Origin of the sequence: Coleofasciculus sp. A1-SPW-01, assembly GCF_040217205.1 — a bacterium.
Classification (GTDB): Bacteria; Cyanobacteriota; Cyanobacteriia; order Cyanobacteriales; family Coleofasciculaceae; genus Coleofasciculus; species Coleofasciculus chthonoplastes_A.
In genome coordinates, this window is sequence record NZ_JAVJNP010000083.1 from 1 (window position 1) to 13466 (window position 13466).

Consider the following 13466-nt stretch of genomic DNA (forward strand, 5'->3'; position numbering starts at 1 on the left):
AGTACTACCAACAGGCTTTACCTTTATTCCAAGCTGTAGGCGATCGCGCTGGAGAAGCAATAACTCTGAATAATATTGGTTTTGTCTATGCTGACTTAGGAGAGAAAAAACGGGCATTAGATTACTACCAACAGGCTTTACCCTTATCTCAGACTGTAGAAGATCGCGCCGGAGAAGCAATAATACTGAATAATATTGGTATGGTCTATTTAAACTTAGGAGAAAAACAACAGGCATTAGAGTATTGGCAACGGGCTTTACCCTTATCCCAAGCTGTAGGCGATCGCGCCGGAGAAGCAATAATACTGAATAATATTGGTGGTGTCTATAATGAGTTAGGAGAAAAACAACAGGCATTAGAGTATTGGCAACAGGCTTTACCCTTAAGGCGGGCAGTAGGCGATCGCGCCGGGGAAGCTGTAACTCTCTTCAATATCGCCTCAGCAGAAAGAAGCCGAGGCAATCTCCAACCAGCGCTGACTCAAATACAATCCTCGATTGAGATTATCGAAGACTTGCGGACTAAAGTAGCTAGCCCTGAACTACGGCAAACCTATTTTTCTACTGTACAAATTTATTACCAAGTCTACATCGATCTGCTGATGCAACTGCATCAACAAAATCCGGATCAAGGCTACGATAAACTAGCCTTCCACGCCAGTGAACGTTCTCGCGCCAGAACCCTATTAGAATTACTCACCGAAGCCAATGCCAATATTCGAGAAGGTGTAGATCCTGACTTACTCCAACAAGAACAAACCTTAAACGCCAAACTCGATGCAACCGAAAAACAACGGATTGAAATTTATAGTAATCCGGAATCCACCCCAGCCCAAAAAACTGCCATTGAACAACAACGACAACAACTTTTAGCCGACTATCAACAACTGCAAGACCAAATCCGGGCGACAAGTCCTCAATATGCTGCCCTGAAATATCCACAACCGCTAACCTTAGAACAAGTCCAACAACAGATTCTGGATGAAGACACTATTCTATTACAGTATTCCTTAGGAGACGACAATAGTTATCTCTGGGCAATCACCAAAGATGGCTTTACCAGTTATCAACTTCCTCCCAGAGATGAAATTGAAACTTTCGCCCGCCGCTTCTATAACCTCTTACAAATTCCCGGTTATGAAATTGGCAATCCCAGAGGCATTGCTAAAGTTGTTCCCCGCGATAATTTAAATTCCGTGGCACAACTGAGTGAACTCCTGTTCGGACAAGTGGCTGAACAATTAACAAAAAAACGCATCCTGGTTGTTGCAGATGGGGCATTACAATACATTCCTTTTGCGGCTTTAGCCACTCCCGAAACCGCCGATACCGATACTCCCATCCCCCTCATCAATCAATACGAACTGGTCAACTTACCCTCCAGTTCCACTTTAGGGATTATTCGTGACCAAGTTAACGGACGTCAGAAAGCGCCCCAACAATTAGCGATTCTGGCTGATCCCGTTTTCATGGATAATGATAACCGCCTTAAAAATTCCTCAAGCCGAGGCACAGAACTGGATTTAAACCAACTCTTACTCAACCGTTCTGTTCGCGTTTCTGACATTGAATTAAGTCGCCTCCCCGGAACTCGCACTGAAGCGGAAGCCATTCTCAATTTAGTCGCATCAGCCACCCAAGTTAACGCCTTTGACTTTGATGCCAATCGTGACTTTATCGACAATCCCCAACTGCAAAATTACCAAATCATTCATCTAGCCACCCACGGCATTCTCAATAGTGAAGCGCCTGAATTATCGGGTGTGGTGTTATCCTTAGTGGATAAACAAGGGAATCCGCAAAATGGCTTTTTACGCCTCCATGATATCTTTAACCTGAATCTGCCAGCGGAATTAGTCGTATTAAGTGCTTGTCAAACGGGATTAGGAGAAGAAATTCGAGGCGAAGGATTAGTCGGTTTAACGCGAGGGTTTATGTATGCAGGGGCGCCGCGTTTAGTGGTGAGTTTGTGGAATGTGGATGATGCAGCAACGGCGGAGTTTATGACTCGATTTTATCAGTTAATGTTGAATGAGGGGTTAAACCCTGCCCAAGCGTTGCGGGAAACTCAGTTACAAATGCAACGGGAAACTCAATGGAAATCTCCCTATTATTGGGCAGCGTTTACATTACAAGGCGAGTGGAATTAACTCTAAGCTGTTCGGCATTTAAACCTTAATGTCAATAATGGTGAAAACCTTGTAGTGCGTTTAGCGAAGCCATGCCGCAGGCTTTAGCGAAGCCATGCCGCAGGCTTTGCATCTTGCTCGCTACTAATACCCAATTTAAATGCATGACAGGGGGAAGCCAGAGGATGCTTCGCTTTTTGTTCCATGGGGGATTTAGGGGGATCTAAACTTTGATGCCACGCCACTACGAATACTGTTCGCGTCTCCGAGATTAACTTACCAAGCCGCACGGCGATGCAGTTTCAAATTTTCGGCTGGGGGAACTTCCGTTTAATCAACGCAAGCAAGGCTAAAGCCATAACTACCAACGAACGGGCGTTAGGGCGATCGCACGGCTTGAGTAACCTGAATTTGGCATCATTTCTATGCAATCTGAACAACTGACCCCCCCATCCAGCCGGAAAAGATGTCAAAATTCCTCTAAAGTAAGACGTTTGTTGGTCAATGCCTCTCTAAGATAGGGAGTAAAGTGGAAAAGACTACCATGCCAGGATTGGTATCAGGGCTTCTTGACGATGTACCCTCGCTTACCAACAGCGTGACCGATAAGGAGGAAAGAATATGGCAGATGTCGAGCGGTCTCTAGTGGAAGAGCATTCTCTGGATCGGGATTGTACCACGCTATCCCGTCACGTTCTGCAACAGCTTAAGAGTTTTAGTGCTGACGCCCAAGATCTCAGTGCCTTAATGAATCGTATTGCCTTAGCCGCCAAAATTATTTCCCGACGGTTGAGTCGCGCTGATTTGGTTGAAGGTGCGTTGGGATTTACCGGGAATGTGAATGTGCAGGGCGAATCCGTCAAAAAGATGGATGCTTATGCTAATGATGTATTTATCTCGGTGTTTAAACAAAGTGGACTCGTTTGCCGCTTGGCGTCCGAGGAAATGGAAAAACCCTACTACATTCCCGAAAACTGCCCGATTGGTCGGTATTCCCTGATCTATGATCCGATTGACGGCTCCTCGAATGTTGATATTAACTTGAATATCGGCTCAATTTTTGCAATTCGTCGGCAACAAGGCGAAGATATGGACGGCGAAGCCACGGATCTGTTGCAGGATGGACACCAACAAATCGCGGCTGGATACGTGATCTATGGACCGAGTACAATGCTGGTCTATTCCATTGGCACGGGGGTTCATGCGTTTACCCTTGATCCCAGCTTGGGTGAGTTTATTCTGTCCCAGGAAAATATGCAAGTGCCAGATCATGGACCGGTTTATAGTGTCAATGAAGGGAACTTCTGGCAATGGGATGAATCGATTCGCGACTATATTCGCTACGTCCATCGCCATGAAGGGTATACAGCTCGCTATAGTGGAGCTTTAGTGGGAGACTTCCATCGCATCTTGTGTCAAGGGGGCGTATTCATTTATCCCGGTACCGTGAAAAAACCGGAAGGGAAGTTGCGTCTACTCTATGAAACCGCGCCCTTAGCCTTTTTAATAGAACAAGCTGGGGGTCGAGCCAGTACCGGTACCGAAAACCTGATGGATGTGGTGCCAGAAAAACTCCATACGCGCACACCGTTGGTTATCGGGAGTAAAGAGGATGTGGCGTTAGTGGAGTCCTTTATTCAAGAACGAGCGCGAGAATCCAAAGAAGCGATCGCGTCTCGTTCTTAGCCTAGTATCAATCGTAACGAAGAATTCAGGGTTACTTAACCCAGGGATATGTCCTTGAATCCAGACGAATAGTAATCTATACCCTAACTTAGGAGTTTAAGCATGACAGCAACAGCCAATAATCCTATCTTCCAAATCGAAAATGATTACGGTCAGAGTATCTGGATGGATAATCTTAGCCGTACTATTATCGAATCCGGTGAACTGAAGCAGTTAATTGAAAGTCGCGGGGTTCACGGGATTACCTCCAACCCAGCGATTTTTGAAAAAGCGATCGCCGGAAATGCCATTTACGACGCCGATATCGAAGCTGGGATTAAGGCAGACAAATCGGTAGAGGAGATTTATGAATCCCTAATCTTTGAGGATATTCGCAACGCTTGTGATATTCTCAAGCCGATTTACGACCAAACTGATGGACTTGATGGTTACGTCAGTATCGAAGTTCCTCCTACCATCGCCAACGATACCGAAAGCACGATTAATGAAGCCCGTCGGTATTACCAAGAGATTGGTCGGGAAAATGTAATGATTAAAATTCCCGGCACTTCCGAAGGCTTACCTGCGTTTGAACAAGTGATTAGTGAAGGGATTAACGTCAATGTCACCTTACTCTTCTCTGTACAAAGTTACATTGATACCATTTGGGCATATATCCGAGGCTTAGAAAAACGGGCAGAAAAAGGAGAAGATATTAGCAAGATAGCCTCCGTTGCCAGTTTCTTCCTCAGCCGGATTGACAGTAAGATTGACGATTCCATTGACGAAAAACTCGAAGCTGGGGTAGACCGGATCGAGAAAGAGGCAAAACTAAAAGACGTGAAAGGCAAAGTCGCGATCGCTAATGCCAAAATCGCCTATCAGAAATTCAAAGAAGTCATCCAAACCGATCGCTGGAAAGCCCTATCTGCTAAAGGTGCCAACGTACAACGCCTACTCTGGGCAAGTACCAGCACCAAAAATCCCGACTACAGTGATGTCATGTACGTGGATGAGTTGATTGGTCCTAATACGGTCAACACCCTACCCCCAAATACTATCGAAGCCTGTGCCGATCACTGTTCTCCGGAAAATCGGATTGAAACCGATGTGGAAAAGGCATACCAGTTAATCGAAAACCTCAAAGATCCCGATGTCGCGATCGATCTGGATCAAGTCATGGATGAACTGCTTGAGGAAGGCATTGACAAATTTGTCAAGCCCTTTGAGTCCTTAATGTCCTCCCTGGATAGCAAAGTCAAAGACTTAGCAACGGTATAGCGATACCTTAAGGCGTGAGGTATACCCTACAGTAGGGGCGCAAGCCTTGCGCCCTTACCGATGTAGCGCATTAAACGGGAAATTGCCGATGAGCCGTGTAAACCAATAACCCATGGTATAAACTTGGTCGGGGCGGGTTGAGTCACATCCGGGTGAGGTCTAGAAACGAGATATAGTAAAACCCGCCCCTACACACTTAAAACCAAAGACGCGCCATGGCGCGTCTCTACACTCAACTCAAAACTCGAAATGGTGACATTTACAGAAAATCCCCTGCGCGTTGGTTTACAACAGGAACGGAGTCCAGAACCGCTGATCTTAGTGATTTTTGGCGCATCTGGAGACCTAACCCAACGCAAGCTAGTTCCCTCCCTGTATCAGCTTAAACGCCAACGACGACTTCCTTCAGAAATAACAATTGTGGGAGTCGCTCGTCGCGAATGGAGTCATGACTATTTTCGCGAACAGATGCGGGAAGGGATTGAGGAGTTTTCTGACGGAATTCACTCTGAAGAACTGTGGAATGATTTTGCTGAAGGGCTATTCTATTGTCCCGGCAATATCGATAAACCAGAAAGCTATCAGAAATTGAAAGCATTTTTGGCAGAACTGGATGGTAAACGGGGAACCCGAGGAAATCGAGTATTTTACCTCGCCGTTGCGCCCAAATTTTTCCCTGAAGCCATCCGCCAACTGGGAACAGCCGGAATGCTGGATGATCCAATGAAGCATCGCCTGGTAATTGAAAAACCCTTTGGTCGAGATTTGAGTTCAGCGCAAATTCTCAACCGCGTCGTGCAGCAAGTGTGTCGTGAGGAACAGGTTTATCGCATTGATCACTACTTGGGCAAAGAAACCGTTCAGAACCTGTTAGTCTTCCGCTTTGCCAACGCCATCTTTGAACCCTTGTGGAATCGCCAGTTTGTCGATCACGTTCAGATTACTGTAGCCGAAACCGTGGGCGTCGAAGATAGAGCGGGTTACTATGAAACATCGGGTGCGCTGCGAGATATGGTGCAGAACCATTTGATGCAACTCTTTTGCTTAACTGCAATGGAGCCACCCAATTCCCTAGATGCGGATAGTATCCGGACTGAAAAAGTAAAAGTAGTTCAGGCAACACATTTAGCCGATATTAATAACTTAGAATGTTCAGCGGTTCGGGGTCAGTACAAGGCAGGTTGGATGAAAGGAGAGGCAGTATCAGGATATCGAGAAGAAGAAGGCGTTGATCCCAACTCGATCACACCCACTTATGTGGCGATGAAACTCATGATCGATAACTGGCGTTGGCAAGGTGTTCCCTTCTACCTGCGGACTGGGAAACGGTTACCGAAGAAAGTCAGTGAGATTTCGATTCAGTTTCGCGATGTTCCCTTACTGATTTTCCAATCCGCCGCCCAACAAACCAGTCCCAATGTGCTGACGATGCGGATTCAACCCAATGAAGGCATTTCCCTGCGATTTGAGGCGAAAATGCCGGGTCCCCAGCTTCGTACCCGCACAGTGGATATGGATTTTAGCTATGGTTCGTCCTTTGGCATGGCGACATCCGATGCCTACAATCGATTATTACTCGATTGTATGTTGGGAGATCAAACACTATTTACCCGCGCTGATGAAGTGGAAGAAGCCTGGCGGGTGATCACCCCAGCCCTATCCGCTTGGGAAGCACCCACTGATCCCGAAACCATTCCCCAATACGAAGCCGGAACATGGGAACCTACGGAGGCGGAACACCTGATTAATCGGGATGGACGACGCTGGCGTAGACCTTAGTTTTGGAGATGGGGAAGATGAGGGAGATGGGGAAGATGGGGAAGAGTGTGTAGGGGCGGGTTTCACTACTAACGTTTCGTTTTCACCCTGATATAACTAAACCCGCCCCGACCTAACCGTTCAAGTATCACATAAGACGAATGACGAATGACGAATGACGAATGACCAATGACCAACAACCAAAAACGAAGGATAATTAACAATGGTACAATCGCCTCCAATCCTATCTCTACAATCACCTAAAGACGTTTCCTTAAGTGAAATTGAGGAAGAACTGCGTCATATCTGGCAAAGCTACAGTACAACAGATAATAATACGGATGTTCCTAGTGCTGTACGAGCAACTACTTTTACGTTGGTGGTTTACGAACCGGAAGAAACTCAACTGCTTTTAAGCGCATTGGGATATTATTCGGGTCCCATTGACGGAATTATTGGACCGCGCATGTTTGCCGCCATCAAAGCTGCCCAGAAAACTTATGGATTGCCGAGAACAGGGAAGGCGGATGACAAAACTAAGGAAAAACTGCGCGAAGAGTATAATGAACGGCATCAGCAAGAGGTGGAGGGAAATGGGGAAACCAGACGGCATCCCTATTCGGCTGATGTAGAAGGATCGGGAATTGCTGATGCGATCGCGGCGGCGAATCCTTGTCGAATTATCGCCCTGTGTCCAATTGTTGGTGAAGATGAAGGCGTAACGGCACAGGTTTCTGCTTCTTGTCCGATGCAAAAGCACAGTCAAAGTACCCTAGTTTGCTGTGAATATATTACCTTGAGTGGCACACCAGCAGCTTTAGAGCGCATCGGGGGTATGATCTGTGAACTGATGATTAGTGATCTACCCCAATTTATTTGGTGGAAGGGAACCCCTGATCCAGATTATGGGTTGTTCAAACGACTGGCTGGAATTAGCAATAACGTGATTGTGGATTCCAGTGCCTTCCAAAAACCAGAAGAGGCGTTGGCGCGACTACAGGAGTTCATCACCCAGGACATCCCCATGGCTGACCTGAATTGGCAACGGTTAGCCTCATGGCAAGAATTGGCGGCTGAGGCATTTGATCCGCCAGAACGCCGCTCTGCGCTCAAAGAGGTTGACCAAGTTACTATCGATTATGAGCAAGGTAATCCAGCTCAAGCGTTAATGTTTCTGGGGTGGCTAGCATCTCGACTCCAGTGGCGTCCGGTTTCTTATACGAAAGAGGGCGGGGAATATGATATCCGGCGGGTTAAATTTACGACTCCTGAACATCGCCCAGTCGAAGCTGAATTAGCCGGAATTCCCACGGCTGATGTGGGAGAAGTGGCGGGAGATTTGATTAGCCTGCGTTTGGGTTCGACAAATATGGATGCAGACTGCTGTACTGTGTTGTGTTCCCAAACCACGGGTTGTATGCGGATGGAGGCACATGGCGGGGCGCAAGCGTGCCGGATTCAGCAGGTTACGCCGATGTTTGACCAAAAAACGGAGCAGTTGTTGAGTCAGCAGTTGCAGCGTTGGAGTCGCGATTTGCTCTATGAAGAAAGTCTGGCGGTGACTGGGCAGATCATGAACGCTGGGAGTTAGGGATTCGGTGATGAGTGTCGGGTGTCGGGTGTGGGGGTTGTAGAGATGTTCCGGTGAACGTCTAGGATTAGGGGGAGAGGAGGGCGGGTTTCGTACAAACGTTATCCTCAACAACCAAGCATAAAGTCCCTAAACCCGCCCCTACCCATTCACGCGCAATGTCCGACTAACGAAGTGAAGGAGCAAAACTTCCCCAATTCCCCCTATGGCTTTAATTATTGCTGGTGAACGGAGTGGGGTAGGCAAAACAACGGTGACGCTTGCCCTACTTTCGTGTTTATCGCGGCGGTATCGTCGAGTGCAATCCTTTAAAGTGGGTCCCGATTACATTGATCCGATGTTTCATCAACGGGTAACGGGACGTCCCTGTCGCAATTTAGATCCGGTGTTAACGTCGGAAACTTATGTTCAAGCCTGTTTTAAGCGTCATCTGAATGGGGTAGACTATGCTCTGATTGAAGGGGTGATGGGGTTGTTTGATGGGGCATCAGGACGCGATGATGTTGCCAGTACAGCGCATATTGCCCGACTGTTAAATGTCCCGGTGCTGTTGGTTTTAGATTGTAGTCGCTTATCCCGTTCCGTCGCCGCGATCGCACAGGGGTATTGTTGCTTTGATCAGAGCATCCAAGTGGCTGGGGTGGTGTTGAATCGAGTGGGGAGCGATCGCCATTTAGAATTGCTTCAAGATGCCCTAGAACCCCTACAATTACCTATACTCGGTGTACTCCGGCGTCAGGATAGTCTGACGATTCCCGATCGCCATCTGGGATTAGTTCCCACCGATGAACTGACGTTTCTGGATCAGTTAATTGATCAACTGGCTGATATTGGCGAAACCTGCTTTAACTGGGAGCGTTTATTGCCTCTGTTGAGGGCAGAGATTCACGATTTAACCGTTACCAATCAACCGTTAAATACCTCTGTAACTCAATCCGTTACCCGAATCGCCATCGCTCGCGATCGCGCCTTTAGTTTCTACTATCAAGATAATCTGGATTTATTGCAACAGTTGGGAGCAGAATTAGTTCCCTGGAGTCCCCTGGGGGATACCACATTACCCGAAGACGTGCAGGGACTTTTTTTTGGTGGGGGATTCCCCGAAGTGTTTGCCCAGGAATTGGCGCATAATATCGAGGCGCGTCAGGCAGTATGGAATGCCATTGTTCAGGGAATGCCTACCTATGCTGAATGTGGTGGGTTGATGTATTTATGTCAACAGGTTACAGATTTTGAGGAAAAATGTTGGTCGATGGTAGGGATATTACCCACAAAGGCGGTAATGGGCAAACGTTTAACCCTGGGATATCGTCAAGCAACGGCATTACAACATACGCCATTGGTATTAGTGGGTGAAAGGGTTTGGGGACATGAATTTCATCGTTCCCAGTTAACAGCAAGTCCTGAGCATCCTTTGTTTGAAACAAGAGGATATGATCCGAAGGGAAAAGTTGGGATTGAGGGGTGGCGAATGCATCAATTACATGCGTCCTATATTCATCTGCATTGGGGTGGAACAGTAGATATTCCTCAGCGTTTTTTGAAATGTTGTCAGCAATTTAATCCAAATTAAGTAGCGTAAGACACCGTAGCCCTTCGACTTCGCGGCAACTGAGCCTGTCGAAGTTCAGGCATGCGACCAAGGAAGCCTACACCGTAATCTCTGATTCGGTGTAGGAGGATGTCACCGATTATAGGAAACCGTTGCTACCGATGGTTCCTTAATTTGAGTAACCGATAATCCTTGAGCATAAATCTGGGGCTTATCTTGGGCGACTTGGAAATACGCTTCCCGTAGCTGCGCGTTAACCGCTACCGTCTTCGCGTCATAAAGCTGGGTGGCGAGTTTGGGATAGAACCCAATACCCAGAATCAGCACTAAAAAGCAAGCGGCAATAAAAACTTCCCGTGGTTTAGCATCGGTGTAAACGGCATTAGCAGGCAAAACACAGTCTGTCCCAAAGCAAACGGCTCCTTCTTCATCCTTATTCTCGAAGTTGGAATTATCAAGTTCACAGGTTGGGGCGACGCCTGCTCCGTAAAAGACTTGTCTGAGTAGAGAGAGGAGATAGATAGGTGTAAGGATCAGTCCCAACGCCGAGAGGAAGACTGTTACTGTGCGGAAGGTTGAGCTATAAATATCACTGGTTGTCACCCCGACAAAGACAGAGAGTTCACTGGCAAACCCACTCATTCCCGGAAGGGCGACTGATGCCATCGCGGCGGCGGTAAACAGGGCAAAGACTTTGGGCATAACCTGACCAATACCACCCATACTATCTAAGGCTAAGGTGTGAGTGCGATCGTAGGTAACCCCAGCTAGGAAGAATAGCACAGCGGCAATTAAACCGTGGGAAATCATTTGCAACATCGCCCCACTAATCCCTAAGTCCGTGAATGAGGCGATTCCGAGGAGGACAAACCCCATGTGAGACACGGAGGAAAAGGCAAGACGCCGCTTCATATTCGGCTGGGCAAAGGAGTTGAGTCCACCATAGACAATATTGATCACCCCTAGCATCGCCAGAATTGGGGCAAAGTAAACGTGAGCATCAGAAAGGAGCTCTAAATTCAAGCGAATTAATCCATATCCACCCATTTTCAGGAGTACCCCGGCTAAAATCATTGATACAGGAGCAGATGCTTCACCATGAGCATCAGGAAGCCAGGTGTGCAAGGGGAAAACCGCTAATTTAACTCCAAAGGCAATTAATAATCCCGCATATAGCAGCAGTTCTAATGCCAAGGGGTAATCCTTGATGCCGAGTTCAACCATATCAAAGCTGATTGTGCCCTCGCCATAGAGTGCCATGGCTAACCCAGCTACCAAAATAAATATAGAGGCGGCGGCAGTATAGAGTAAGAATTTGGTCGCGGCGTATTGACGCTTCTGTCCCCCCCAAATCGAGACGAGGAGATAAACGGGAACCAGTTCCAGTTCCCACATAATAAATAGGAGCAGAATGTCTTGGGCGATAAAGACGCCAATTTGTGCCGAATACAGCACCAGCATCAAAAAATAGAAGAGGCGAGGCTTGTGATCGACTTGCCAAGCTGCGAAAATGGAGAGCGTTGTCACCAGTCCCGCCAGAAGTACCAGGGGAAGTGACAGTCCATCCACAGATATTGCCCAACTGAGACCTAATTGAGGTATCCAGGTATACTTTTCGGTGAGTTGGAATGTGGCGCTGCTGGAATCGTAATGCTGCCAAAAGGTGTACAGCATCAACAGAAAATCTGCGATCGCGACACCGAGGGCATACCATCGCACTGTCTTACCCCCCTTATCTGGCAGTAGAGGAATGGCAAGTGAGGCAATGAGTGGTAATAGGACGATCGCACTCAGCCAGGGAAATGAATCGGCTATCATAACGATGGTAAAAATGCTTAGTTAACAGATGATGTTATTTTACTAAGCTTTGTAACACTTTTCTCATAAATATTTATATCAGATCACCATAAGGCATCTCCCCACCATCTACTGAGCTGATTGATCTTGTTTCGCTTCGCATTCTACCTCTGGGAGATGAGGGGAAAAATCTAACCTTTATGTTAAGGTACACCCATCTGAAATTCATTCAATTTTCAATTGTCTAGGGCAAGCGTTGCTCAAAGAGTATTTTGAACGACTAAGTGAATGTCCCACAACCACCATCACCCTCACCATCACGACCACGAATCCTTCAACTACAATCGCGCTTTTGCCATTGGTCTGATTCTCAATGGCGGGTTTGTCATTGTTGAAGCCTTTTCGGGTATCTTCTACAACTCCCTGGCGTTAATGGCAGATGCGGGTCACAATCTCAGTGATGTCTTAGGCTTGGTTCTGGCTTGGGGTGCGAATATGTTGTCCCAACGTTCTCCAACCAAGCGCTATACCTACGGCTTCCGTCGTTCCTCGATTTTGGCGGCTCTTTTAAATGCTACCCTTGTCCTCGTGGCTATGGGTGCAGTGGCGTGGGAAGCGGTGAGAAAGTTCGTTAATCCTCAATCTGTACCCGGTGGTATTGTGATTGGTGTTGCCTTGGTTGGTGTGGTGATCAATACCATTACAGCACTCCTGTTCATGTCAGGTCGTCAAGAAGATATGAACATTCGCGGTGCATTTGTACACATGGCGGCGGATGCGCTGGTGTCTGTGGGAGTCGTGCTGGCGGGTATTGCGATCGCGGTGACGGGGTGGCTGTGGTTCGACCCGGCTGTCAGTTTAGTTATTGTGGTGGTTGTGGTGGTCAATACTTGGCAACTGTTTCGGGAGTCGCTAAATTTAGCCCTAGATGCGGTTCCGGAAGGGATTGAACCCCTTGCCATCCGCACGTATCTAACTGAACTTCCTGAGGTTGATCAAGTCCATGACCTGCATATCTGGGCAATGAGTACGACAGAAATAGCGTTAACGGCTCATCTGGTGATACCCAAAGGGTATCCGGGTGATGCGTTTTTGACTAGGGTATCCCAGCATCTGCATGACCAGTTTGGCATTGAACATCCGACGATCCAAATCGAAACGGGTGATCCGAGTCAACCCTGCACTTTGGCTTCAGAAAATCGGGTTTGAATTGGTCTTATGTCAGGGAATAGGGAATAGGGAATAGGGAATAGAAATTTTGTCTCCCATCTCCCCCATCTCCCTCAGCTTCCCCAGCTTCCCCATCTCCCCCAGCTTCCCCCGCTTCCCCTGCTCCCTCTTAACCACAACACTTATTCAGCAAGCCCTATTATAGGTAGGGTCAGTGGTGCAAAATGTCAGTGTAATGAAGGAATATCCGCTTGTTTTAGGATTGGCTGCACTCCCCGCTTTGAGTAATTTTGTTGGTGGACTTTTGGCAGAAGTCTTACCTGTGTCAAAGCGGACGCTGGGTTTGGCATTGCATGTCGTTATTGGTGTGCTGTTAGCGGTTTTATCCTTGGAGTTAATGCCAAGAGCGATCGCGGTACAACCCGTTTGGGTGCCAATTCTGGCTTTTATCGCAGGTGGAGGGTTCTTTATCCTGACTCATCAGGCGATCGAATTAGCCAGGGTAGTGGCTACAAGATAGCCG

At 47.5% G+C, this 13466-nt stretch carries 9 protein-coding genes; 8 read left to right on the forward strand and 1 reads right to left on the reverse strand.

The features are described 5' to 3' along the window. The 6 genes from RH949_RS12490 to RH949_RS12515 form a co-directional block, all read left to right on the forward strand. Nucleotides 1-2150, forward strand: a 2150-nt coding sequence (locus RH949_RS12490) for a CHAT domain-containing protein (protein ID WP_446353474.1), incomplete at its 5' end; no start/stop codon positions are given. Nucleotides 2151-2750: 600 nt separating this feature from the next. Then, entirely contained in the window at nucleotides 2751-3815 is a 1065-nt protein-coding gene (fbp, locus tag RH949_RS12495; RefSeq protein WP_446353476.1) for a class 1 fructose-bisphosphatase, read from the forward strand. A 102-nt stretch (nucleotides 3816-3917) separates the two neighbouring features. Further along, the gene (gene tal / locus RH949_RS12500) at nucleotides 3918-5075 is read left to right on the forward strand and encodes a transaldolase (protein ID WP_446353478.1); all 1158 of its coding nucleotides are present in this window, start codon (nucleotides 3918-3920) and stop codon (nucleotides 5073-5075) included. A gap of 249 nt (nucleotides 5076-5324) precedes the next feature. Further along, a complete protein-coding gene (gene zwf / locus RH949_RS12505; protein ID WP_006101630.1) occupies nucleotides 5325-6854 on the forward strand; it encodes a glucose-6-phosphate dehydrogenase in 1530 nt (509 codons plus the stop codon). Between the two features lie 202 nt (nucleotides 6855-7056). Continuing rightward, the gene (opcA, locus tag RH949_RS12510) at nucleotides 7057-8424 is read left to right on the forward strand and encodes a glucose-6-phosphate dehydrogenase assembly protein OpcA (protein WP_446353480.1); all 1368 of its coding nucleotides are present in this window, start codon (nucleotides 7057-7059) and stop codon (nucleotides 8422-8424) included. Between the two features lie 205 nt (nucleotides 8425-8629). After that, on the forward strand, nucleotides 8630-9997 hold the full coding sequence (locus tag RH949_RS12515) for a cobyrinate a,c-diamide synthase (RefSeq protein WP_446353482.1): 1368 nt from the start codon (nucleotides 8630-8632) through the stop codon (nucleotides 9995-9997). A 111-nt stretch (nucleotides 9998-10108) separates the two neighbouring features. Here the strand turns inward: RH949_RS12515 and RH949_RS12520 are convergent, their stop codons facing one another. Next, nucleotides 10109-11794: an NAD(P)H-quinone oxidoreductase subunit 4 gene (locus RH949_RS12520; protein WP_446353484.1), complete on the reverse strand. Its 1686-nt coding sequence runs from the start codon at nucleotides 11792-11794 to the stop codon at nucleotides 10109-10111. Nucleotides 11795-12061: 267 nt separating this feature from the next. Here RH949_RS12520 and RH949_RS12525 point away from each other — a divergent pair, with 267 nt between their 5' ends. Beyond that, nucleotides 12062-12982, forward strand: coding sequence for a cation diffusion facilitator family transporter (locus tag RH949_RS12525; protein WP_006101682.1), 921 nt, complete (start codon nucleotides 12062-12064; stop codon nucleotides 12980-12982). Between the two features lie 175 nt (nucleotides 12983-13157). Then, the gene (locus RH949_RS12530; RefSeq protein WP_446353487.1) at nucleotides 13158-13463 is read left to right on the forward strand and encodes a hypothetical protein; all 306 of its coding nucleotides are present in this window, start codon (nucleotides 13158-13160) and stop codon (nucleotides 13461-13463) included. Nucleotides 13464-13466: the final 3 nt, after the last annotated feature.